Below are 23,090 nucleotides of genomic sequence, written 5' to 3'. Positions count from 1 at the left end.
ATGAAGCGTATCAACATTGATGCGGGCAAAAAGGCGGTCAAACCGCTCATCGGCCCCGCCATCGCTCTCGGCCTCGCCGCCGCCATGGCCGCCACGCCAACCACCGCACTCAACGCCGCACCTTCATCGATGCAGGACAATGCGATCCTGATGTCGGTCGGCGGCAGCAAAGTCATCAACCTCGGCGCGAAGATGTCGGACGTGGTGATCGGCGACCCCAATGTGGTCGACGTCCATGTCCGTGCCCAGAACCAGCTTTACCTGATCGCGAAGGCAGCCGGTGAAACCACCGTCTTCGCCACCGCGACCAACGGCAAGGTGCTGTTTTCCGGCACCGTCCGGGTCGGCAACAACCTGTCGAACATCGACGACATGCTGAAGCTCGCGATGCCCGAGGCCGCCATCGCCGTCAACAAGATGAACGGCATGGTCCTGCTGACCGGCACCGTCGCCGCGCCAGAAGATGCAGCGGAGGCCGAACGGCTGACGCAGGCCTTTGTGGGCAAGGAAGTGACCGTGGTCAGCCGCCTGCGCACCGCGACGCCGCTTCAGGTCAATCTTCAGGTCAAGATCGCGGAAGTCAGCCGCGACATAGGGCATCAGATCGGCGTGAATCTGAGGGGTCTTGGGACGGGATCAGGCAACTTCAGCGGCTACATGAACCGGTCCGATCGTGGCTTCGCGACTTCAGGCAGTTTCGTGCCGGGCCTTCCCAATGGCGATATCACTCGTCAATGGACGTTCAACAGCCCAATCGATGGCACCACGTCGCTCGGCTTCGTCGCCAAATTGCTCGGCATGGATGTCGCGGGCGCGCTGGACCTTGCCGAATCGAGCGGCCTTGCCACCGCGCTGGCCCAGCCGAACCTGACCGCGCTGTCGGGTGAAACGGCGAGCTTCCTGGCGGGCGGCGAATATCCCTACACGGTCAGCAACGGCACGCAGGGCAATAGCATCGAGTTCAAACAATATGGCGTGCAGCTTGCCTTCACGCCGACCGTGCTGGCCGATGGCCGCATCTCGCTGCGCGTCCGCCCCACCGTGTCGAGCCTCGACTTCTCGGTGAACACCACCGTCCCGGCGCTCAAGAGCCGCACGGCTGAAACTACCGTCGAACTGGGTTCGGGCCAGGCCTTCATGATCGCTGGCCTGCTTAACAACGACACCGCCAACTCGATCAGCAAGACGCCGGGCTTCGGCGAAATCCCGATCCTTGGCAGCCTGTTCAAGTCACGCCGGTTCCAGCGTCATGAGACCGAACTGGTCATCGTCGTCACCCCTTATCTGGTGAAGCCGATGAACGCGTCGGACGTGCACTTGCCGACCGATGGCTTCCGCAATGCCAATATCGCCCAGGGCCTTCTGCTCCAGCAGGGGAATGATGGGGTGAGCGGCGCGCGCGCGCCCTTGCCACGCCGCGAACCCGGCCCGGCGCCGACGTCCGACCCGCGGGCGGCAGCTCCCCGCGACTCAGGCAAGCGTTCGGCGAAAGCCGCCGCCGCGCCTGGCTTCAGCTTCTGATCGGAAGGACGACAGTCATGACTTCCCTGTCCGCCAAAAATATCCTCCGCTTCGGCACGCTCGCCCTGTTGGCGCTGCCGCTTGCCGCCTGCAATTCCAGCGTCAATCGCGGGGTCGAATCGGTGCATCAGCCGGTCGTCAGCCACGACGCCTACACTTTCGACGTGCAGGCTGGCCCTGACGGCGCCCTCGCCGCTTCGGAAGCGCGCCGCCTGGACGACTGGTTCGCCTCCATCGGCCTTGGCTATGGCGATCAGGTCGCGATCGTTACCGACGCCTATTACAGCCCGGAACTGCGCGAAAGCATCGCCGATGTCGTCGCCCGCCACGGCATGCTGGTGGGCGAGGACAGCTCCGCCGCGGCAGGCTCCGCGCCTGCTGGCAGCGTCCGGCTGGTGGTGCGCCGTGCAACGGCACGCGTGCCCGGCTGCCCCGACTGGTCGAGCAAGAAAGAGACCGAATCCCAGCTCGGCGCCACCTCCAACTACGGTTGCGCCGTGAACAGCAATCTTGCCGCGATGGTCGCCAATCCTGAAGATCTGGTGCGCGGCCAGAGCAGCGAAAGCGACCTGCGCACAGCGACATCCAACCGGGCCATTTCGACCTACCGTGAAAAGACGCCGACCGGTTCGGGCGATCTCAAGAACTTAGGACGCTGATCATGAACGCACCTTGGAAACCTGCCATGTCTGGACAGCGCGATCCCTTCCACGCCTTCGTTTGCGACGATCATAGCCACGATCTGCTGGCGATGGTCGCGGCCGAGATGGGCTGGGCACCGGAAAAGGTGAACAAGGGCGGCATGCGCAATGCCGTGCAGAGCCTGTCGGTCAGCGCCAGCCCGCAAATCCTGTTCGTCGATATGTCCGAAAGCGGCGACCCGCTGAACGACATCAACAGCCTTGCCGAAGTGTGCGAACCCGGCACGGTCGTGATCGCCGCCGGTCAGGTCAATGACGTCCGGCTCTACCGTGACCTCGTCGCCAGCGGCATTCAGGATTATCTGCTGAAGCCCTTTGGCGCGGACCAGCTTCGCGACGCACTGGCTCAGGCGCAGGCGGTGTTCTTCGCCCCGCGCGACGCGGCGCCTGAACGACCGCACCTCACCACAGCCGTCATCGGCACGCGTGGTGGCGTGGGCGCTTCCAGCATCGCGACTTCGCTCGCCTGGTTGCTGAGTGACAAGCAGAAGCGGCCGACCGCGCTGCTCGACCTCGACGTCCACTTCGGCACCAACGCGCTGGCGATGGACCTGGAGCCGGGCCGTGGCCTGACCGACGCGATCGATAACCCCAGCCGCATCGATGGTCTTTTCATCGAACGCGCGATGGTGCGCGCCAGCGACACGCTGGCGATCCTGTCGGCCGAAGCACCGATCAGCCAGCCGATGCTGACCGATGGTGGCGCCTTCTACCAGCTGCTGGAGGAGTTCCGCGCCGCTTTCGAATGCAGCGTCGTAGATCTGCCGCGCCATATGCTGATCCAGCATCCGCACCTGATGAGCGACGTCAATGTCGCCGTAGTGGTCACGGAACTGACGCTGGCGGCGGCGCGCGATTCGATCCGAATCCTGTCCTGGCTGAAGAGCAACGCGCCCCAAACGCGCGTGATCGTCGTCGCCAACCGCGTTCACGCGGGCACCCAGGAAATCAGCCGCAAGGATTTCGAGACGTCGATCGAGCGCAAGGTCGACATTCTGATCCCCTTCGACCTGCGGGTCGCGGCGCAGGCCGCCAAGCTGGGCAAGACATTGGCCGAAGCCGCCAAGGGCAGCAAGGTCGGCGCCGCGTGCGTCAGCCTGCTCGACGCCACCATGGGGGCCGCCGAGGATAGCGAAGCCGTCGATGGCAAGCCCGCAAAGAAAAAGGGCGACTCCCTGCTCGGCAAGATCGGCGACCTCCGGGGGCTGATTCCGGCGCGCAAGGACAAGGCCAAGGCCTAGATTTGGTTCTGGCATGCCGTCATCTGGCGGCATACCTTTTAACGGAACGGGCGATACCATGAGCAATTCGATATTGCTGATCATGCTGCTGACGGCCTTCCTGGGTCTGGTAGCGATGGCCTTTGCTGGCCCCTCGGCTGAAAAGGCCAGCAAGCGCCGTGTCGCCCTGATCCGCGAACGTCACAGCGGATCGACCGACGCGCTGATGGAAGCGCGCATGCGCAAGGCCATTTCCAATCGGCAGCCCGGCAACGAGATGAAGATGCTCGTTTCGCTGGTTCCCAATCCGGAAAATCTGGCCAAACGTATCCGCATGACCGGCAAGAAATGGACGGTCAGCCAATATATGACCTCCTGCGCCTTCATTGCTCTGGGCATCTGCGCCTTTCTGTTCGTGCGCGGCTTCGCACCGCTGCTCGCCATCATGGTCAGCCTGGCCGCAGGGCTCGCCCTGCCCCACATGTGGGTCGGCCGCCTGATCAAGAAGCGGGTGATGCAGTTCACGATGAAATTCCCCGACGCGCTCGAACTGCTGACACGCGGTCTGCGATCGGGCCTGCCCATCACCGAAACGCTAGGTGTCGTGGCAAACGAAGTGCCTGGGCCAGTGGGTGAGGAATTCAAGCTGATCACCGAACGCATCAAGATCGGCAAGACGATGGATCAGGCGTTGCAGGAAACGGCCGATCGCCTCGGCACGCCGGAATTCCAGTTCTTCGTCATCAGCCTCGCGATCCAGCGGGAAACGGGCGGCAACCTTGCCGAAACCCTGTCCAACCTCGCGACCGTGCTACGTCAGCGTGCGCAGATGAAGCTGAAAATCCGGGCCATGTCGTCAGAATCCAAGGCGTCGGCCTACATCATCGGCGCCTTGCCGTTCCTGGTGTTCGGCATGATCTGCTACATCAACTTCAGCTACATGCACCCCTTCTTCACGCCCGATCCGGCAGGCCTGTTCGGGATGTCGACGATGCAGGTCATCGGTCTGGGCGGCATGTGCTGGATGAGCATAGGCGTCTTCATCATGGCGCAGATGATCAACTTCGAAATCTGACGGGGGATAGAAAGACATGGAAACCGCTTCCCCCGCCGGCACTCTTTTCGGCATGAACGCCACGGATTTCGGCACCTTGCTGGCCGCCATGGCGACGCTGGCCATGCTGTTCGTGCTCTATACGGTGATGACCGTGCGCGACCCGATGGCAAAGCGGGTCAAGGCGCTCAATGAACGGCGCGAACAGTTGAAGGCGGGGATCACCGCGTCCACCGCGCGCCGCCGCGCCAAGCTGGTCAAGAAGAGCCAGACGACCGACCAGATGCGGTCCTTCTTGTCCAGCCTGAAGGTGTTGCAGGACGACCAGCTGAAGGAGGCCCAGCTGAAGCTGGCGCAGGCGGGCATCCGGTCGAAGGATTTGGCGGTCGCCGTCATCTTCGGCCGCATGGTGCTGCCGATCGTCATCGGCGGTCTGGCCGCGCTGCTGCTCTACGGTGTCGGCATTTATCCCGACTGGGGCGGCGCGAAGCGTTTCATGGCCTTCGCCGTGGCTCTGCTGCTGGCCTACAAGGCGCCCGACATCTTCATCGACAACAAGATCCAGAAGCGCTCCGCCGCGATCCGCAAGGGGTTGCCCGACGCGCTCGACCTGCTCGTCATCTGCGCCGAGGCTGGCCTGACCGTCGATGCCGCCTTCAGCCGCGTCGCCAAGGAATTGGGCAAGGCCTATCCGGAACTGGGCGACGAGTTCCAGCTGACAGCGATCGAACTCAGCTTCCTGACCGAACGGCGTATGGCCTTCGAAAATCTCGCCAACCGCGTGAAGCTGGATGCGATCAAGGGCGTGGTCACGACCATGATCCAGACCGAGAAATACGGCACACCGCTCGCTTCGGCCCTGCGCGTGCTGTCCGCTGAATTCCGCCATGAACGCATGATGCGCGCCGAGGAAAAGGCCGCGCGTCTGCCCGCCATCATGACGGTGCCGCTCATCCTTTTCATTCTGCCGACACTGTTCGTCGTGATCCTTGGCCCTGCGGCCTGCTCGATCAGCACGGCGTTCTGAGACAGGCTAAAAAGGGGAGGAAGGGGACGTCCGAGAGGGCGTCCCCTTTTCTTGTCCGGTCTATTCGTTTCTCGACAGCGCTCGAAACGAACGGAGTGCCGGACTAGTCGCCCAGGATAACATCGACCCCGGCCCGCGCGTGGATCGCCGTGCCGTCATAGATGGGCAGCACGTTCGCCTTCACATCCACGATCATTTCCAGTTCGGTGCAGGCAAGGATCGCCGCCTGCACATTCTCCTTGGCGATGTCCGTCAGTTCCGACCGCATATAGCGTTCGGATTCGCGGCTGACCTTGCCGATCGTCAGTTCCTCATAAACGATGCGGTCGATCCGCTCGGCGAGTTCCAGGTCCGCAGGCAGCAGCGAAATGCCGTGGCCGACCAGCCGTTGCCGGTAGAATTTCTCGGTCATGACGTTGCGGGTGCCTATCAGGGCAGCCCTTTGCACGCCGTCGGCCTTCATCTTGCGGCCCACCGCATCGGCGATGTGGATGATCGGCGTGTCCACCCCGCCCTGCACCTCTTCATAGACGCGGTGCATGCTGTTGGCACAGATCAGCAGCGCCTTTGCCCCCGCCTGCTCCAGCCGCCGGGCGGACGCGGTCAGCACCTGCGCGGCATGCGCCCACTCCTCCTCCGTGGTGGAGCGGCCGATGTCGGCGAAGTCGAGACTTTCGATCAGCAGGGGCGCGCTGTGCTGCCCGCCCTTCGCGCGGTACACCGCCTGATTGATGATCTGATAATAACGTGCCGTCGATGTCCAGCTGAGACCGCCGATCAGGCCGAGCTTCTGCATGGTGCGCCTTACCCCAATTGCCGTCCGGGAGTGCCCCGGCGTCTGTCCGCTTCAGCGTTACGGACGGGCCTCCGCGTCGGCAAGCCCCTTCCCGCGCGCGCCACCGCATAAGCGCAACGCGATTCCCGTTCCCGCCGCTCCGCCAAGCCCGCCGACAACGGCCAGGCCCATATTTTCCAGCAGGAAAGCGAAGGCTGCGGTGGCCCAACCAACCATTCCGATGCTGATAGCGAGCAATGCCATATTTCCGCCCCCACGCCTCAACAGCGCGAAGGCTGCGGCGGCACAGGCGCCACTTCCCGCCAGCGCCACCACGCCGAGAGCCAGCAAATGGCGCGTCGCGACATCGGCGCTCCCCTCATCAACCAGGCCGAAGGCGAAGGGATTGAGCCAGGCCGCGGCGGCGGCGGAAATCATTGCCGCTCCCGCAAACCCGGCGAAAATCGTCAGCAGCACCGTCAACCGGCTTTCCGGCCATTCCCGTCCGAGCAACAGGCCAAACGCCCCGCCGATCAGCAGCGCGCCGATAATCTCCGGCGCGTTGAGCACGTCCATGTCGTAGACGGCGGCTGCGGACAGGATCACCGTCCCTGCCAGAGCCGTCTGGCGCCGCCGCCTGCCAGCCACGGTGCCCAGCGGCCACAGCGCGAAAACGAACAGCGCCGCCGCTACGGTCTGAGCAAGGATGATCGCGTCAAAGCTCGGGCTCACGGGCGTTTCGCTGCCTGTTGCGATTTTTCAGCCCGGCGCGTCGCGACATAGCCGCCGCAAAAGGAAGCGCTGGCAAGAATGAGGGCAATCAGGCTCAGATAGCGCGCCCAACTGCTGCTCACTTCCGCCGCAACCACCAGCGTTCCGGCGATGCCAGCAGGGGTGAGCAGGAATAGCGGGACGACTCGGCTGCTCAGGTCGTCCATCGACAGGCGCCATGCGGCAATCGCACCAATCGTGCAGGCAAGAAGGAAATAGAAGAGGAGAAGCCCGCTCATTCCTGCCTTTTGAAGGTCATGTTGAGGCCGATCGAAACGGAGATTCGCACGGCGGGGCCGCCGCTACTGCTCGCCCCAAAACGAAGACCTCCTCCCCCGCGCAAGGCACGGGAGAGGAACAGTCCCTTACTGCAATCGGTCGCTGACGACCTTACCGCCCTGCGTCAGGCGGATGGCATTGCCTATTTCCTCGTCCAGCACCGGCGCGTTCTGGTCCTTGTTCCAGAAGGCGGAGAGGAAATTATAAAGGTTGCGCGCGAACAGGGCCGAAGCATCGGCGGCAAGCCGCGAAGGCACATTCTTGTGCCCGACGATCTTCACGCCATGGCGCTCGACCACCTGGCCCAGCACCGCGCCTTCGACATTGCCGCCCTGCTCGACGGCGAGGTCGACGATCACGCTGCCCGGCTTCATCGTCGCGATCTGCGCGTCGGTGATGAGGCGCGGCGCGGCCCGGCCCGGTATCAGCGCGGTGGTGATGACGATGTCCTGCTTGGCGATGTGGCTGGACACCAGTTCGGCCTGCGCTTTCTGGTAATCCTCGGACATTTCGGTGGCATAGCCGCCCTTGCCCTCGCCCTCGATGCCCGCAACGCTTTCGACGAAAACCGCCTTCGCGCCGAGGCTTTCGATCTGCTCCTTGGTAGCGGAGCGCACGTCGGTCGCCGACACCTGCGCGCCCAGCCGCTTGGCCGTCGCGATCGCCTGAAGCCCGGCAACGCCCACGCCCATGACGAACGCCTTGGCCGGGGAGATCGTGCCCGCCGCCGTCATCATCATCGGGAAAGCGCGGCCATATTCGGCCGCAGCGTCCAGCACCGCCTTGTAGCCAGCAAGGTTCGATTGCGAGGAAAGTATGTCCATCGACTGCGCGCGGGTGATGCGCGGCATGAATTCCATCGCCAGCGCTTCATAGCCCGCCGCTGCGTAGGCATCGACACGCGCGCGCTCGACGAAGGGATTGAGACCCGCGACTATCCACGCGCCGGGCTTCGCACCTGTAATGGTCGCGACGTCCGGCCCCTGAACGCCCAGGATAATGTCCGCGCCCGCCACCGTCGCGGCGCGATCGGCAATCGTTGCGCCCATCGCGGCATAGTCGGCGTCAGCGATGGCGGCGGTCAGGCCCGCGCCTGCTTCCACCGCGACATCGGCGCCCAGCGCCTTGAACTTCTTGACGGTTTCCGGCGTACCGGCCACGCGGCGCTCACCTTCGGCAAGCTCCTTGATGATTGCGATCTTCATCGACATCCCCCTCGCCGCTCCAGTCTTAGCTGGAGATCAGCAGGACGACGATCGCAGCCAGCACCACGCACGCGGTGGTGCCCCACTTCACGAGGGACACGAACCCCGAATAGGTCTGGGTCGCGCTCTCCATATTTCCTTCTGACGCCATTTCCATTCCCTTAGTCGCCTGTGTTTTTAAGCGCGCCCCTCTTATCGACAAGGTTCTCCCCCCTCAACCTCGAAACAACGCAAGAAAAACTTTCCGGTTAAGGGCGCCTTTACCCCCTTGGGCTAGGCTGCTGCCACGGAACAAGAAGAGGGGTAAGATGGCGCGCGACGGCGTTCCCATGCTGATGCTGATCGATGAAGAGCCTGCCCAGCGCAGGCTTGTGTCGGCGCTCGCCGCACGAGCCGGGTGGCGCACGATCTTCGCCAGCGACGGTGACATGGCGATCGCCATGCTCGGCACGCAGGACGGCATGCGGCTCGATGCGGTGCTGCTCGACCAGTGGATCCCGGGTCCGGAAGCCACCGGCCTCGTCCGCGAATTGCGCAGCCGCCGCCCTGCCCTGCCCATATTGATCCTGACCGCGCATAACAGTGTAGCGGTTGCCGTCGATGCAATGCGCGCTGGTGCGACAGACTATCTGGCCAAGCCGGTCGCGCCCGAAAGGTTGCTCGCCGCGCTCAACGCCACCCTGTCGCAGGAGCATGGCAAGGGCGAACTGCGCCCGCTCACCGAAAAAATCTCCGCCGCCCTGTCGTTCGAGGATGTGGTCGGCGCCGCGCCGCAATTCCGCGCTGCCCTCGCCATTGCGGCAAAGGCCGCGCGCGCCCGCGTGCCCGTCCTGATCGAAGGCGAAAGCGGCGTCGGCAAGGACGTCATCGCCCGCGCCATTCACGCGGCCTCGCCCCGCCACAAGCAGGCGATGATCACGGTCAATTGCGGGGCCATCCCGGCCAACCTGGTCGAATCCGACCTGTTCGGCCACGAACGCGGCGCCTTCACCGGCGCCTTCGAGCGTCAGGTCGGCAAGTTCGTCGCCGCCGACATGGGCACGATTTTCCTCGATGAAGTCAGCGAAATGCCGCTCGACGCGCAAGTGAAGCTGCTGCGCGTCCTTCAGGATGGTGAAGTGCAGCCCCTCGGCGCGCGGCGGCCGGTCCATGTCGATGTGCGAATCATCGCCGCCACCAACAAGCGGCTGGTCGATGAAATCGAAGCGGGCCGCTTCCGCGAGGACCTCTATTATCGTCTGAACGTCGTGCAGCTGACCATCCCGCCGCTGCGGGAGCGGATCGGCGACGTGCCCGCGCTCTGCCGTCATCTTCTGGCCCGCATCGCCACCCAGCCGGGGCTGCGTGGCCTGGGCCTGACCGACGATGCGCTCGCGCTGCTGATGCAGCATGAATGGCCGGGCAATGTGCGCCAGCTTCAGAACGCGCTCTTCCGCGCCGCCGTCCTGTGCGAAGGCGACGCCCTGACGCCGCAGGATTTTCCACAGATCGCCGCCCACATCCGGACGCGCGCCAGTGGCGAGCCGCTCCATCCCCGCCTGCGCACCGTGCCGCAGACGCACCGGGAAGCGGCCGGCATCACCCTGTTCGAAGGTGACGGCCATGTCCGCCAGCTTGCGGAAATCGAAGCGGACGTCATCCGCCTCGCCATCGGCCATTATCGCGGCCGCATGACGGAGGTCGCCCGCCGCCTCGGCATCGGCCGTTCGACCCTTTACCGCAAGCTTGCCGAACTCGGGATCGACAGCGCCGCCTGAACCGCGCCCGTCGCGGCGCAGCGCTCATCCGCCGCTGGGCATCGTTGCGACATTGAAATGTCGGGCCGCCTATGCTTTGGACAGGGCATGAAAAAGTTCAGCCAAGCCGCCCTCCTCTCCGTCCTCCTGCTGGCCGCCTGCGGACGCGCCGAGCCGGTGTCGGATATGCCGAGCCAGGAGGAACTGGCCGCCGCCGCCAATGCCGCCACGGCCAAGGCGCTGGCGGAGAGCAAGGCGGAGGCTGCCGAGAACCGCAATTATGTGAATGACGATCGCGGCTTTTCGGTCAGCTTCCCCGAAGGCTGGGAACAGGATGCCGCCGCAAGCACGCCCGATGGCACGGTCTTTCAAGACCCCGGCGCAGGCGCCGACGTCCGCGTCTTCTGGCAGCGCAACGGAGAGCAGCAGACGCTCCAACAGGTCGTCCAATCGATGAGCAGCGGTTCAGAAGGCGTCGATGGCGACTTTATCGGCGACAATGAATATCGCGGTACGGCCAATGATGGCGAAGGCAATAACGTCGCCGTCCGCCTGCTCCGCCAGCCGGACGGGGGGATCGTTACCGCCACCTTCGTTTACCCGGAGATGCTGAGCGAACAATATCAGCCGATCGCGAAGAAGGTGCTCGATAGCTTGCGTGTTTTTGCGGCGAAGGGGGCGGTGCCTTCAGAGGCGGGGAATGCGGCCAACGCTACGGAGCGATAGAGGCCATATCCGCCCTCCCGCAAGCGGGAGGGGTCGGGGGTGGGCCTGCGCAACGCTGGAGCTTATTCTTCACGGCCAGCCCCCAAGCTCGCTACGCTCGCGCCCACCCCTAACCCTTCAAACGAGTCGCGCGCCTCGTGTGAACGCCTGCGGGAGGGGAAAATGTTGAAGTTGCTCGCAAACTATTCCGTCATGCCAGCGCAGGCTGGCATCTCCCTCGATAGCCCTCAACCCAGCCTAACGAGATCCCAGCTTCCGCTGGGATGACGAGCCACGCGAGATAATCACACTCCACCCATCAACCCACCACCGCCTCAGCCCGAGCAACAAGCGCCCGTGCCTCCTCAACATGCATCCCCTCGATCATGCGCCCCTCAAACCGCTCAGCCCCGCCCGTCGCCGCCTCGATCAGCCGGCGGGCATCAGCCACCGCCTGCGCGTCCGGCCCGAACACCTGATTGGCGACCGGCACTTGGCTCGGGTGGATCAGCGTCTTCCCGTCAAAACCAAGGGCATGCCCGGCGGCGCATTCCGCTTCGAACCCCGCTTCATCGTCCAGCCGGTTGAACACGCCATCGAATACCGCAATCCGCGCCGCCCGCGCGCTCAGGATCACGGACTGCAAGGCGAAGTTCAGCCCTTCCCGACCCGCCGAAGGAGGAATGCCAAGGTCCTGTCGCAGGTCATTGGTGCCCATGAACAGCCCGGCCGTGCCCTCCTCCGCCGCGATCGACGTGGCGGCAAGAACGCCAGCCGCGCTTTCGATCATGGCGATGACCGGCTTTTGGCAGACGCTGAACACGTCGCGCACCTGCTTGCCGCTTTCGACCTTGGGCAGGATGACATAGTTGGCGGCGGAACGCTTAACCGCGATCATTTCCGGGCCGTGCCACGGCGTCCCTTCAGCATTGATCCGCACGGCGCAGAGCCGTTTGCCAAAGCCTTCAGCGGCGGCTTCGACCGCGTTGGCGCGCGCCTCTTCCTTACGGTCATCAGCCACCGCGTCTTCCAGGTCCAGCATGACCATGTCGCAGGAAAGCGTACGCACCTTGGCAATGGCGCGCTTGTTCGACGCCGGCAGGAACAGCAACGATCGGGCGTGGCGCAGCAACATGGCAGTCTCCTGTATGGCCCAACCGCCTTCGTGACGGTTTGACTTTCCCCGTTAACGAATCCGCGTCATAGTCAAGCGCTTCTTAAGGGGGAAAAAGATGCTGACGACCTTCGCGCTAACGGTGACTTTCCTGGTGCTCTTCTATCTGGCCGTCAGCGTCAAGGTGGTGCGCCAAGGCTATCAATATACCATAGAACGCTTCGGCCGTTTCACCGAAGTCGCGCGCCCTGGCCTCAATTTCTACCCCGCCTTCTTCTACGCCGTCGGGCGCAAGATCAACATGATGGAGCAGGTCGTCGATATTCCGGGGCAGGAGATCATCACCAAGGATAACGCCATGGTGTCGGTCGACGGCGTCGTCTTCTTCCAGGTGCTGGACGCCGCAAAGGCCGCCTATGAAGTCTCCGAACTGTATGTCGCGATCATGCAGCTGGCGACGACCAACCTGCGCACCGTGATGGGGTCGATGGACCTTGATGAAACCCTATCGAAGCGCGACGAAATCAACGCGCGCCTGCTGTCGGTCGTCGATCATGCCACCAACGCCTGGGGCATCAAGATCACGCGCGTGGAGCTGAAGGACATCCGCCCGCCAGCCGACATCGTCAACGCCATGGGCCGCCAGATGAAGGCGGAACGCGAAAAGCGCGCGCTGATTCTGGAATCCGAAGGCCTGCGGGCTTCTGAAATCCTGAAAGCCGAGGGCCAGAAGCAAAGCCAGATCCTGGAAGCCGAAGGCCGTCGCGAAGCTGCCTTCCGCGACGCCGAAGCCCGCGAGCGCGAGGCCGAGGCGGAGGCCAAGGCGACGCAGATGGTGTCGGAAGCGATCGCGAACGGCAACGCACAGGCGATCAACTATTTCGTCGCCCAGAAATATGTCGATGCGGTGAGCCAGTTCGCCACCTCGCCCAATGCCAAGACCATCCTGTTCCCGGTAGAGGCAACGCAGCTGATCGGCACGCTGGGCGGCATCGGCGCGCTCGCCAAGGAAGCGCTGGGCGGTGACGGCGCCCCGACCTCGCCCCCCGCCCCGCCCCGCCGCAGCCCCTTCGCGCAGGGTCAGAGCTGATGGACTGGCTCAGCATGCTGGACGATCATTGGGGCTGGCTGGCCTTCGCCGCCCTGCTCGGCGTCGCCGAAGTGATGATCCCCGGCGTGTTCCTGATCTGGGTCGCGCTGGCGGCGGCGGTGACGGGGCTGATCGCGCTACTGTTGCCGGTATCAGTGCCGGTGCAATTGCTGATCTTCGCCCTGCTTTGCCTGGTATCGGTCTGGGGCGGCCGCCGCTGGTATGTCGCCAATCCTGTGAACTCGCAGGACCCATTGCTCAATGACCGCACCGCCCGCCTGATTGGCGAGGTCGTGCTGGTGGTCGAACCGATCGAAGCAGGCCGTGGCCGCGTGAAGGTGGGCGACAGCGTCTGGTCCTGCCGAGGCCCCGACGCGCCGGTGGGTAGCCGCGTGCGCGTGGTGGGAGCCGACGCATCAGTGCTACAGGTGGAGTTGGCCTGAGGCTGGTGGCGGCCATTCCCCCTCCCGCAAGCGGGAGGGGGTTAGGGGGTGGGCTGGCGCAACATCTGCCTTGTTTTGTGGGATAACCCAGAAGCTCGCTCCGCTCGCGCCAACCCCTAGCCCTCCCATAATCGGGAGGGTGATGACTTGAACGGGTGGGAAGCGGACTGTCTGGTTGCGAGCAGGTTTTTCAATTATCAGACGCTGACCAGCCTTCAGAATGGAGGCTGCAAAATCGCCTTCTCGTATTCGGCAACCAAGCGGTCAAATTCCCGCTGCTGCTTCCGTATTTGATTTCTGCGTCGATAAACAGTCACAAGCAACACAACAGCGGATGCCGCGCAAATGAAGGCTAGCGCAGGTGCACCATCTCGAATGGCAAGCGCAGTGTAGCAGACCAAAATCACCGCGAAGATCCACGCGGATATCACGCAGAACGTGGTCAAACGCCAGTACATAGGCGCTTCAGGTCTACCGCTTCGGGGATCGAAAGTGACTTTCTGGGTGAGGCTCCACATAATTCAATCCTGCCACAGATTGCCAAGGTGATGCTAGCTAACTTCGTTTTGCAAAGTCCGCTAACGGGAGTGGAAATCAGAGGAAGGAACGACCACAAATGGTCGTTAGCCGACACTCCCATCCCGTCATGCCAGCGCAAGCTGGCATCTCAGTCGATGGCGCTCGGCCTAGCCTCACGAGATCCCAGCTTTCTCTGGGATGACGGAAGTGCAGTGATTACAAATGGTCCTGCGCAGAGGTTCGCCCATACCCCAACAAAAAGGGCCAGCGTCGCCGCCAGCCCCTCCCGTACCACTGACCTCCGCCCGTTTACCCGACGAAAGCACGCTCGATCACGAAAGCGCCCGGCGCCGCGTTGGAGCCCTCAACAAAACCTTCGCCCTCGAAGAACGCGGCGAACTGCTTGATCATCTCCATGCTGCCGCACATCATCACGCGGTCAGTCTCCGGGTTGAACTTCTTGTCGCCCGAGATGCCTTCGAACAGCGCCCCGCTTTCGACCAGCTTGTCGATGCGCACATTGTTGCGGAACGGCTCGCGCGTGACGGTCGGCACATAATGGAACTGGTTCGCGGCCTGTTCGGAGACAAGCGGGTCTTCCGCCAGCTTGCCGGTCATCTCGTCATGGAAGGCAAGGTCGCTGACCCGGCGGACGGAGTGGACCACGACGACCTCTTCATAAAAATCGTACACGTCCGGATCGCGCGCCAGGCTGAGGAAGGGTGCCAGGCCGGTGCCGGTCGACAGCATGAACAGCCGCTTGCCCGGCAGCAGCGCGTCGGTCACCAGCGTGCCGGTCGGCTTGCGGCCAAGATAGATCTGGTCGCCCGGCTGGATCAGCTGGAGCTTGGACGTCAGCGGCCCGTCCTGCACCTTGATCGACAGGAACTCCAATTCCTCGTCCCAAGCGGGGCTCGCCACGGAATAGGCGCGCAGCAGCGGCTTGCCATTGTCGCCCTGCAACCCGATCATCACGAACTCGCCCGAACGGAAGCGGAAGCTTGCCGGGCGGCTGATGCGGAAGCTGAACAAATGCTCGTTCCAATGCCGCACCGACAGCACGGTTTCGACAGTCAGGGCGCCGGTCGGCTCCAGTACCGGCTTTTCGATCGTCACGTCGCTCAAAACCTTGTCTCCTGCCAAATCCACTTCGCCAACGCCCGGTCAGGACGCCAGTTGCGTGGCTTTCGCAATAAGTGATGGCGGCGCGAATGCCTTTTCGGCCCCGCCAAAGCAAGGTGAAAAAACTTTCATGGCCGATAGCTGACGATCATGCCCGCCAGCTTCAGCCGCATTTTTCAGCCGAACAATCCCTTGGCCAGCCTGCTGAGTTCGCCGATCGGGCTGCCGTCGCCATCGCTGTCGAACAGGCCACCAAGCTTGCCTAGAATCGCCTCGGGGCCACCGAACTGCGCGAACAGTTCCTGCAACTTGTCCGCCGACACGCCATGTTCGGCCGCCGTGGTGGCGAGCGCCGCGACATCGGTTTCGCCAGACGCGATCTTGCCGCCAATCTCGGTCATCAGCGCCTGCATCTGCTCGGCCGAAAGCCCCAGCTTCGCCGCCACTGCTTCCAATCCGCCCACGCTGTTCATCAGTTGGTCAAACATCGCCATAATCCCGTTGAATTGGGCACCAGAATAGCACCGCAAGCCGCCGCCCGAAAGCAAAAGAGCCGGAAGCACTGCCCCCGGCTCTTTTTCAACCTTTGGAAGCGGGCCGCCCGCCGTGTCAGGCCGCCGTCAGCGCAGCCTGCCGCACCGAAGCATCGACATGCTCTTCAAACTGAGCGAAATTGTCCACGAACTGCTTGACCAGCTTGCCGGCCGTCTCATCATAGGCCGCCTGATCGGCCCAGGTCGCACGCGGATCAAGGATGGTCGCATCGACGCCCGGCACCGCGACCGGCACCTCAAACCCGAAATTGGGATCGATCCGGAACTCGACATCATTGAGGCTGCCGTCCAGTGCCGCGTTCAGTAGGGCGCGCGTCACCTTGATCGGCATGCGCTTGCCAACGCCATATTTGCCGCCGGTCCAGCCGGTGTTGACCAGCCAGCAGGTCACGCCGCCCTTGTTGATCCGGTCCTTGAGCAGGTTGCCGTAGATCGAAGGGTGACGCGGCATGAACGGCGCGCCAAAGCAGGTGGAGAAGGTCGCCGAAGGCTCGGTAACGCCGATTTCCGTACCCGCCACGCGCGCGGTGTAGCCCGACAGGAAGTGATACATCGCCTGATCCGGGGTCAACCGCGCGATCGGCGGCAGAACGCCATAGGCGTCCGCGGTCAGGAAGATGATGTTCTTGGGCACCGGCCCCAGATTCTTCTCCGACGCATTCGGGATGAAGTCGATCGGATAGGAGCCACGGCTGTTTTCGGCCAGGCTGTTGTCATCGAGATCGATTTCACGCGTATGCTCGTGGATCACGACATTTTCGAGCACCGTGCCGAAACGCTTGGTGGTCGCGAAGATCTCGGGCTCGGCCTCGGCCGACAGGTTGATCATCTTGGCATAGCAGCCGCCTTCGAAATTGAAGACCGCCGTGTCCGACCAGCCATGCTCGTCATCGCCGATCAGCGTGCGGCTGGCGTCGGCCGACAGCGTCGTCTTGCCGGTGCCCGACAGGCCGAAGAAGACCGCCGTGTCGCCGTTCGAGCCGATATTGGCCGAACAGTGCATGGGCATCACGCCCTTGGTGGGCAGCAGATAGTTGAGGATGCCGAAGACCGACTTCTTCATTTCGCCAGCATATTTGGTGCCGCCGATCAGGATCAGCTTTTCGGTGAAATTGACCGCGATCACCGTTTCGCTGCGCGATCCGTGACGCGCCGGGTCCGCCCGGAAGGAGGGCAGGTCGATGATCGTATATTCAGGCGCAAAGGCGCTCAGCTCTTCGTGGCCAGGGCGCACGAGCAGCGTGCGGATGAAAAGATTGTGCCAGGCGAGTTCGTTGATGACGCGGACGTTCACGCGATGCTCGGGCTGCGAACCGCCGAACAGATCGGCGACGTAGAGCTTGTTCTTCTCGCCCAGCGCCTTGAAAAAATCTTCCTTCAGCGCGGCGAAATGCTCCGGCGTCATGGGAACGTTGGTCTTGCCCCACCATACGGTCGATTCGGTCTCGGCGTCCTTGACGATGAACTTGTCGTTGGCCGAACGGCCGGTGTGCTTGCCGGTCTTCACGACCAGCGGGCCATCCTTCGACAGGATGCCCTCACCATTTGCGATGGCAGCTTCGACGAGCGGCGCAGTGCCGAGATTCCAATATTGTTCAGCGGTCGTTGAAATGCCCTGCTGATCCAGGGTAATTGAGGATTTGGCCTGCACGCCTTAGCTCCTGATGTGATTACTCCGGCTCGCCAACAACGAACGCTTGCGACCGATCCGCTCCCAGCGCCGCTCTCCCTTGTGGGCGGCGACATTCCTGCAGATGGGAGGCCCAATAAGCCTTTGCACCCCCAGCGTCAAATCCCGCCAGCAAGCCATTTGTCCCAGATTAAGGGACAAAAGCCGCATAATCGCCCGCCTACCCCTTTCTTGCGAGCGGGACGGGCATCGTCTAACGCTGGACAGGAAGGCCTGAGCAGGGCGGCCAAGATCATTGGGAAGAAGCATGACTCCAACCATCGCCCTTGTGGATGATGACAAGAATATCCTGACTTCCGTGTCCATCGCGCTACAGGCCGAGGGCTTCATGACGCGCCTCTATTCGGACCCGGAGGCGGCACTGAAGGCGCTGCTCGACAACCCGGCCGATCTTGCCGTGTTCGATATCAAGATGCCGGGCATGGACGGCCTGGAACTGCTCCGGCGCCTGCGCGAGAAAAGCCAGATGCCTGTGATCTTCCTCACATCCAAGACCGATGAGCTGGACGAAGCGCTGGGCCTTGCCATGGGTGCCGACGATTATATCGCCAAGCCCTTTTCCCAACGACTGCTGATCGCCCGCATCCGCGCCATCCTGCGCCGAGCGGAGGTGGGCCGGATGGCCGACGCCAGTGACGAGCCCGCAGCCGACCCGATCATACGCGGACGGCTTGAAATGGACCCCGCCCGCCATCGCGTCAAATGGATGGGCCAGGACGTCACGCTGACCGTTACCGAATTCCTGATCCTCGAAACACTTGCGGCGCGCCCCGGCGTCGTCAAGAATCGCAACCAGTTGATGGATGCGGCGTATCAGGATGACGTCTATGTCGATGACCGCACCATCGACAGCCACATCAAGCGGCTCCGCCGCAAATTCCGTGAGGCCGATCCTGAATTCAACGCAATCGATACGCTCTATGGCGCCGGATACCGATTCTCCGAAGAGTGATCCGCGGGACGGCGGGTTGCGTTGGTCGGGCCGGATCAGCCTGACGCCGCGCATCCTGGCGGTCAACGTGTTCGCGCTGGCCCTGCTGGCGGGCGGCTTCTTCTATCTGGACAGCTATCGCACCCGGATCGTGGACGCGCGCCTCGACCAGTCCGCGCGCGAGCTGAAGCTGCTGGCGATCGGCCTGGAGACGGCGCCGGCCGAACGGCACAATGCGCTGATCGCCGCCTATGCCCGGCAGACGCGTGATCGCGTTCGCCGCTATGGACCGGACGGACGGCTGATCGCCGACAGCTTTGCGATGGATGCTCCTCGTTATCGGCTTACCCTGCCGTCGGAAGAAGGATGGCGCCGCCATGTCGCGCGTTTTCTGGACAAGGCGGTGGACCGCGTCGTCTTTGCCGACCGGCCGCCCAATTTCGAAGAACCTGCGATCGATCGCGCCGATGCCTGGCCGGAGCTGCTGCTCGCGCGCAAGACAGGCCAGCCGCAGGCGATGAACCGCTATGCGCCCGACCGCACCTTCATGATCTCGGCCGCGACGGGCATGAAGGACGGGGGCAGCCTGCTCGCGACCGAAAATGCCCGTGACATCACCCGGACGGTGCGCGCCGAACGGCTGAGGCTGGGCATCGTGATCGCCACGGCCGTGCTGGCTTCGGTGCTGCTGTCGCTTTTCCTCGCCCGGACCATTGTACAGCCGCTGCAGCGCCTCGCCCGCGCAGCGGTACGCGTCCGCCTTGGCCGCGCGCGGGAGGTCACAGTGCCCCGCCTGCCGGAGCGGCGCGACGAAATCGGCATGCTCGCCCGCGCGCTGTCGGACATGAGCCACGCGCTGCGCCAGCGGATCGACGCCACCGACGCCTTTGCGGCCGATGTCAGCCATGAGCTTAAAAACCCCATCGCCTCGCTCCGCTCCGCCCTCGACGCGCTGGAACGGATCGACAAGCCGGAACTGCGCGATCAGCTGATGGCGATTGCCCAGGACGATGTGCGGCGGCTGGACCGGCTCGTCACCGACATTGCCGAAGCCTCCCGCATCGACGCGCAGCTCTCCCGCACGCGGTTCGAGCCGATCGACCTTGGCCTGCTGATCGAGCGCATGGTGGTGGCGCGCGAGGCACGGGGCGTTCCGCGCGGCGTCCGCCTTGCCTTCGCCCGCCCGCGCAAGGATGTCGCCGTCGTCCTTGGTGAAGAGCAGCGCCTGCTCCGCGTGCTCGACAATCTGATCGACAACGCCATCTCCTTCTCACCCGATGGCGGGCTGGTGCAGATCGTCGCGACCGTGGCCGATCATGAAGTCCTCGTCAGCGTCGAGGATGAAGGCCCCGGCGTACCCGAGTCCCAGCGCGAGCATGTCTTCCGCCGCTTTCATAGTGTCCGCCCGGAAATGGAGAGCTTCGGCAAGCATTCAGGTCTCGGCCTCGCCATCGCCCGGTCGATCGTCGAAGGGCATCAGGGCAAGATCAGCATTGCCGACCGTGAGGATAATCAGCAGGGCGCCTGTTTCATGCTGCGCCTTCCCATGGGGGTTGAACGCGACCCCGGTATTGTCTCGGAATAGGACGGCTGCTCGAAGTTTTTGACCTTTGCGTGAATTCTTTGCGTCAATTCGATTCACACGCACCGTCTCTAGGTCTAGGATGCGTTCAGGGACATGGCGGCGCAAGACTCAACCGAAACAATGCATGCGACAAGCGTCGCGATAGATGGGCGGGCCGTGCTGATCTGCGGCGCGAGCGGCGCGGGCAAATCGGATCTCGCCCTGCGCCTGATCGACCGCGGCGCCACGCTCATCAGCGACGATTACACCATCGTGCGATCCAGCGGGGGGCAGCTGGAGGCGTCCGCGCCAGCCACCATCGCCGGAAAGATGGAGGTGCGCGGCGTCGGAGTCGTAGACTTGCCGTCGATCGACGGGGCGCGGCTGGCGTTGATCATCGACCTTTCGCAGGACATTGATCGCATGCCGGGCGACCCAGAAGAATGGCTCGTCGCCGGTGCCCCCCTGCCGGTGGTCAAGGTTTCACCCTTTGAAGCATCGGCGCCGATCAAGGTCGAACTCGCGCTAAAAACGATGGGGCTGGCGTGACCGCACGGACGCCCAAGACCATCCTGCTGGTGTCCGGCCTTTCCGGCGCGGGCAAGACGACGGCGCTCAAGACGCTGGAGGATATGGGCTGGGAAGTCGTGGACAACCTTCCCCTCCTCCTGCTGGAGCGGCTGCTCGACACGCCCGTGCCAGCTGGTCACGAGGAACTGGATGACCGTCCGCTGGCGCTCGGCATCGACGCGCGCACCCGTGGGTTCGACGCGCAGACGATCGTTCAGCGGATAAAGGCCCTGCGAACGCGCCGGGGCCATGACGTCGAGACGCTCTTCCTCGATTGTTCCGACATGGAACTGGAGCGCCGCTTTGCCGAGACACGGCGCCGTCACCCGTTGGCATCGGATCGCCCCGCGACTCACGGGCTCGCACGCGAACGGGAACTGACCGACCCGCTGCGCCGCTGGGCGACGCATGTCATCGACACGACCAGCCTGACCAGCAACGCGCTGCAACAGGAAATCCGCAACCGCTTTTCGCGCGAGGGGCTGTCTGCCCCGGTGCTGACGGTCATATCTTTCGGCTTTTCGCGGGGCGTGCCCCTGAACGCGGATTTGGTCTTCGACATGCGCTTTCTGCGCAATCCGCATTGGGAAGCGGAACTGCGGCCCCGGACCGGACTGGACCCCGATGTCGCCGCCTATATCATCGAAGACCCCGCCTATGAGGAAGCAGTGCACCGGATCGAGGAACTGCTGGCCCTGCTCATTCCCCGCTATGAGGACAGCGGCAAATCCTATGTGACCGTCGCGTTCGGCTGCACCGGAGGACGGCACCGTTCGGTCCATGTCGCCGAACGGGTCGCCAAATACTTGCAAGAGGCGGGCTTTTCGCCCACGGTCTCGCACCGCAATATGGAATCAGCGCCCCAGGATAGTCTGGAGAAGCGCGAGCCGGGAGGCCCGAAAGCTTAAATCATGAAACAATGTGGGCCGGTAAGTAGATGATAGGACTTGTTCTCGTCACTCATGGGTCGCTGGCGACGGAATTCGTCGTCGCGATGGAGCATGTGGTCGGCCCGCAACAGCAGATCGCGACCATCTGCATCGGCCCGGAAGACGATATGGAGGTGCGCCGCGCCGACATTGCATCGGCGGTGGAGCGGGTGAATGACGGTTCGGGCGTCATCCTCCTCACCGACCTGTTCGGCGGCACCCCGTCCAACCTTGCCATATCGCTGCTGAAAGCGGGCGAGATCGAGGTTATCGCGGGCATCAACCTGCCCATGCTCATCCGCCTGGAAAGCGCGCGCAAGGTCATGGACGTGCGTCAAGCCGTCGCCGCCGCGCGCGAAGCAGGCCAAAAATATATCAGCGTCGCATCCGAATTGTTGGGCAGCACTACATGAGCGAAATCAGTCAGGAAGTCCTGATCAGCAACAAGCGCGGCCTCCACGCGCGCGCCAGCGCCAAGTTCGTGACGCTGGCCAGCGGCCTTCCCGCCCAGATCACCGTGCGCAAGGATGGCAGCGAAGTGACCGGCACATCGATCATGGGCCTCATGATGCTGGGCGCGGCGCTGGGCGATTCGATCATCATCAGCGCCACCGGCCCCAGCGCGGAAGAATCGCTGGGAAAGCTAGTCACGCTGGTCGAAGACAAGTTCGGCGAAGAATAGCTCTTCCGCGCTCCGCCCCGGCCCGATAGAGAGGCCGCCTCATTCCAAGGAGGAAAGCAGGCGCAGTGGCACGCGAGATCACCGGATTTTCCAACCCGCTGGTGAAGCGTGTCCGCAGCTTGCGTGAAAAGAAGTTCCGCAAGGCCGAAGGGCTGTTTCTAGCCGAGGGCCTTCGCATCCTCACCGAAGCGCGCGAGGAAGGCGTGCTGCCGGAAATGCTCTTCCACGCCGGGTCCACCCATCCCCTCGCCGCAGACCTGATCGCGGCGATGGAGGCGTCGGGTGGCGACGTCATCGAAACCACGCCGGACATTCTTTCCAAAATCTCGGGCAAGGATAATGCGCAAGCCGTCGTCGGCGTCTATCGCGACCGGCTGACCCCGCTGGAAAAGCTCGACCGGAGCAAGGCCGATATCTGGATCGTCGCCCAGTCGCTCCGCGATCCCGGCAATCTCGGCACCATATTGCGCACCGGCGACGCGGTGGGTGCTGGGGGTCTCATCCTGATCGACGATTGCGTCGACCCCTTCTCAGTCGAGTCCGTCCGCGCAAGCATGGGCGCGCTCTTCACCCAATCGATCACCCAAGCGCGCTGGGGCGAATTCATGCACTGGCTGCGGCAGGGGCCGGGCGAACTCATCGGCACCAGCCTCAAGGCCACGCAGGATTATCAGGAGCCGCGCTATGCCAGCCCCTCCTTCCTGCTCGTCGGCAACGAAGCGCAGGGCCTGCCCGAATCCTATGAGGCCGAGTGCGACCAGCTGGTAAAAATGCCGATGCTGGGCAAAGCGGACAGCCTGAACGCGGCCGTGGCCTGCGCGGTGATGGCCTATGAACTGCTGAACCAGAAACGAGCGAAGAAGACTTAAGACATGGCAAGGGGCGGGG

At 63.5% G+C, this 23,090-nt stretch carries 26 protein-coding genes; 16 read left to right on the top strand and 10 right to left on the bottom strand.

Annotated elements, in window-relative coordinates; translation table 11 throughout:
• From ACZ5ZH_RS01220 to ACZ5ZH_RS01200, 5 genes are read left to right on the top strand one after another with little or no spacing between them, the layout of a single operon-like run.
• On the top strand, positions 1 to 1,521 hold the full coding sequence (locus tag ACZ5ZH_RS01220) for a type II and III secretion system protein family protein (protein ID WP_464771914.1): 1,521 nt from the start codon (positions 1 to 3) through the stop codon (positions 1,519 to 1,521).
• A 17-nt stretch (positions 1,522 to 1,538) separates the two neighbouring features.
• Positions 1,539 to 2,180, top strand: coding sequence for a CpaD family pilus assembly protein (locus tag ACZ5ZH_RS01215; RefSeq protein ID WP_464771913.1), 642 nt, complete (start codon positions 1,539 to 1,541; stop codon positions 2,178 to 2,180).
• Between the two features lie 2 nt (positions 2,181 to 2,182).
• Positions 2,183 to 3,463: an AAA family ATPase gene (locus ACZ5ZH_RS01210; protein ID WP_464771912.1), complete on the top strand. Its 1,281-nt coding sequence runs from the start codon at positions 2,183 to 2,185 to the stop codon at positions 3,461 to 3,463.
• Between the two features lie 58 nt (positions 3,464 to 3,521).
• Positions 3,522 to 4,517, top strand: a complete 996-nt coding sequence (locus ACZ5ZH_RS01205; protein ID WP_196225419.1) for a type II secretion system F family protein — start codon at positions 3,522 to 3,524, stop codon at positions 4,515 to 4,517.
• Between the two features lie 16 nt (positions 4,518 to 4,533).
• On the top strand, positions 4,534 to 5,523 hold the full coding sequence (locus ACZ5ZH_RS01200; RefSeq protein ID WP_196225418.1) for a type II secretion system F family protein: 990 nt from the start codon (positions 4,534 to 4,536) through the stop codon (positions 5,521 to 5,523).
• Positions 5,524 to 5,626: 103 nt separating this feature from the next.
• Here the strand turns inward: ACZ5ZH_RS01200 and ACZ5ZH_RS01195 are convergent, their stop codons facing one another.
• From ACZ5ZH_RS01195 to ACZ5ZH_RS01175, 5 genes are all read right to left on the bottom strand, one after another.
• Entirely contained in the window at positions 5,627 to 6,319 is a 693-nt protein-coding gene (locus tag ACZ5ZH_RS01195; protein WP_196225417.1) for an aspartate/glutamate racemase family protein, read from the bottom strand.
• Between the two features lie 57 nt (positions 6,320 to 6,376).
• On the bottom strand, positions 6,377 to 7,030 hold the full coding sequence (locus ACZ5ZH_RS01190; protein ID WP_196225416.1) for a hypothetical protein: 654 nt from the start codon (positions 7,028 to 7,030) through the stop codon (positions 6,377 to 6,379).
• Positions 7,027 to 7,308, bottom strand: coding sequence for an NAD(P) transhydrogenase subunit alpha part 2 (locus ACZ5ZH_RS01185; RefSeq protein WP_464771911.1), 282 nt, complete (start codon positions 7,306 to 7,308; stop codon positions 7,027 to 7,029). Before ACZ5ZH_RS01185 ends, ACZ5ZH_RS01190 begins: the two co-directional genes overlap by 4 nt.
• A 126-nt stretch (positions 7,309 to 7,434) precedes the next feature.
• Positions 7,435 to 8,553, bottom strand: a complete 1,119-nt coding sequence (locus tag ACZ5ZH_RS01180; RefSeq protein ID WP_464771910.1) for an NAD(P) transhydrogenase subunit alpha — start codon at positions 8,551 to 8,553, stop codon at positions 7,435 to 7,437.
• Between the two features lie 25 nt (positions 8,554 to 8,578).
• Entirely contained in the window at positions 8,579 to 8,704 is a 126-nt protein-coding gene (locus tag ACZ5ZH_RS01175) for an aa3-type cytochrome c oxidase subunit IV (protein ID WP_449471288.1), read from the bottom strand.
• A 157-nt stretch (positions 8,705 to 8,861) separates the two neighbouring features.
• Here ACZ5ZH_RS01175 and ACZ5ZH_RS01170 point away from each other — a divergent pair, with 157 nt between their 5' ends.
• Together ACZ5ZH_RS01170 and ACZ5ZH_RS01165 are read left to right on the top strand one after the other, a co-directional pair.
• A complete protein-coding gene (locus ACZ5ZH_RS01170) occupies positions 8,862 to 10,310 on the top strand; it encodes a sigma-54-dependent transcriptional regulator (protein ID WP_449471287.1) in 1,449 nt (482 codons plus the stop codon).
• 87 nt (positions 10,311 to 10,397) lie between these two features.
• The gene (locus tag ACZ5ZH_RS01165; protein WP_464771909.1) at positions 10,398 to 11,015 is read left to right on the top strand and encodes a hypothetical protein; all 618 of its coding nucleotides are present in this window, start codon (positions 10,398 to 10,400) and stop codon (positions 11,013 to 11,015) included.
• Positions 11,016 to 11,313: 298 nt separating this feature from the next.
• On the opposite strand, the gene ACZ5ZH_RS01160 is transcribed toward ACZ5ZH_RS01165, so the two are convergent.
• Positions 11,314 to 12,129, bottom strand: a complete 816-nt coding sequence (locus tag ACZ5ZH_RS01160) for an HpcH/HpaI aldolase/citrate lyase family protein (protein ID WP_464771908.1) — start codon at positions 12,127 to 12,129, stop codon at positions 11,314 to 11,316.
• A 97-nt stretch (positions 12,130 to 12,226) separates the two neighbouring features.
• Between ACZ5ZH_RS01160 and ACZ5ZH_RS01155 the strand changes: the two genes are divergently transcribed.
• Both ACZ5ZH_RS01155 and ACZ5ZH_RS01150 read left to right on the top strand, forming a co-directional pair.
• Positions 12,227 to 13,198: an SPFH domain-containing protein gene (locus ACZ5ZH_RS01155; RefSeq protein ID WP_449471282.1), complete on the top strand. Its 972-nt coding sequence runs from the start codon at positions 12,227 to 12,229 to the stop codon at positions 13,196 to 13,198.
• Positions 13,198 to 13,641 (top strand): NfeD family protein, encoded by a 444-nt coding sequence (locus tag ACZ5ZH_RS01150; protein WP_464771907.1) that lies wholly within the window; start codon positions 13,198 to 13,200, stop codon positions 13,639 to 13,641. Before ACZ5ZH_RS01155 ends, ACZ5ZH_RS01150 begins: the two co-directional genes overlap by 1 nt.
• A gap of 215 nt (positions 13,642 to 13,856) precedes the next feature.
• Here the strand turns inward: ACZ5ZH_RS01150 and ACZ5ZH_RS01145 are convergent, their stop codons facing one another.
• From ACZ5ZH_RS01145 to ACZ5ZH_RS01130, 4 genes are all read right to left on the bottom strand, one after another.
• Positions 13,857 to 14,159, bottom strand: a complete 303-nt coding sequence (locus ACZ5ZH_RS01145) for a hypothetical protein (protein ID WP_464771906.1) — start codon at positions 14,157 to 14,159, stop codon at positions 13,857 to 13,859.
• A gap of 310 nt (positions 14,160 to 14,469) precedes the next feature.
• A complete protein-coding gene (locus ACZ5ZH_RS01140; RefSeq protein WP_449471277.1) occupies positions 14,470 to 15,285 on the bottom strand; it encodes a ferredoxin--NADP reductase in 816 nt (271 codons plus the stop codon).
• Between the two features lie 173 nt (positions 15,286 to 15,458).
• A complete protein-coding gene (locus ACZ5ZH_RS01135) occupies positions 15,459 to 15,776 on the bottom strand; it encodes a hypothetical protein (RefSeq protein ID WP_464771905.1) in 318 nt (105 codons plus the stop codon).
• 115 nt (positions 15,777 to 15,891) lie between these two features.
• On the bottom strand, positions 15,892 to 17,487 hold the full coding sequence (locus ACZ5ZH_RS01130) for a phosphoenolpyruvate carboxykinase (protein WP_464771904.1): 1,596 nt from the start codon (positions 17,485 to 17,487) through the stop codon (positions 15,892 to 15,894).
• A 286-nt stretch (positions 17,488 to 17,773) separates the two neighbouring features.
• Between ACZ5ZH_RS01130 and ACZ5ZH_RS01125 the strand changes: the two genes are divergently transcribed.
• The 7 genes from ACZ5ZH_RS01125 (at position 17,774) to ACZ5ZH_RS01095 (ending at position 23,071) form a co-directional block, all read left to right on the top strand.
• Complete coding sequence (locus ACZ5ZH_RS01125; protein WP_449471273.1) at positions 17,774 to 18,478, top strand: response regulator; 705 nt, start codon at positions 17,774 to 17,776, stop codon at positions 18,476 to 18,478.
• Complete coding sequence (locus ACZ5ZH_RS01120; protein ID WP_464771903.1) at positions 18,447 to 20,042, top strand: sensor histidine kinase; 1,596 nt, start codon at positions 18,447 to 18,449, stop codon at positions 20,040 to 20,042. Before ACZ5ZH_RS01125 ends, ACZ5ZH_RS01120 begins: the two co-directional genes overlap by 32 nt.
• A gap of 93 nt (positions 20,043 to 20,135) precedes the next feature.
• Entirely contained in the window at positions 20,136 to 20,570 is a 435-nt protein-coding gene (locus ACZ5ZH_RS01115; RefSeq protein WP_449471270.1) for an HPr kinase/phosphorylase, read from the top strand.
• Positions 20,567 to 21,499 carry an RNase adapter RapZ gene (gene rapZ / locus ACZ5ZH_RS01110; protein ID WP_464771902.1) on the top strand — a complete coding sequence of 311 codons (933 nt, stop codon included), beginning with the start codon at positions 20,567 to 20,569 and terminating at the stop codon, positions 21,497 to 21,499. Before ACZ5ZH_RS01115 ends, rapZ begins: the two co-directional genes overlap by 4 nt.
• 29 nt (positions 21,500 to 21,528) lie before the next feature.
• Entirely contained in the window at positions 21,529 to 21,933 is a 405-nt protein-coding gene (locus ACZ5ZH_RS01105) for a PTS sugar transporter subunit IIA (protein WP_097091003.1), read from the top strand.
• Positions 21,930 to 22,202 carry an HPr family phosphocarrier protein gene (locus ACZ5ZH_RS01100; protein ID WP_464771901.1) on the top strand — a complete coding sequence of 91 codons (273 nt, stop codon included), beginning with the start codon at positions 21,930 to 21,932 and terminating at the stop codon, positions 22,200 to 22,202. Before ACZ5ZH_RS01105 ends, ACZ5ZH_RS01100 begins: the two co-directional genes overlap by 4 nt.
• Before the next feature lie 65 nt (positions 22,203 to 22,267).
• Positions 22,268 to 23,071, top strand: coding sequence for a TrmH family RNA methyltransferase (locus tag ACZ5ZH_RS01095; RefSeq protein WP_464771900.1), 804 nt, complete (start codon positions 22,268 to 22,270; stop codon positions 23,069 to 23,071).
• Positions 23,072 to 23,090: the final 19 nt, after the last annotated feature.

The organism is Sphingobium sp. TomMM7A (assembly GCF_055397305.1).
This window is presented reverse-complemented; position numbering and strand designations above follow the sequence as displayed.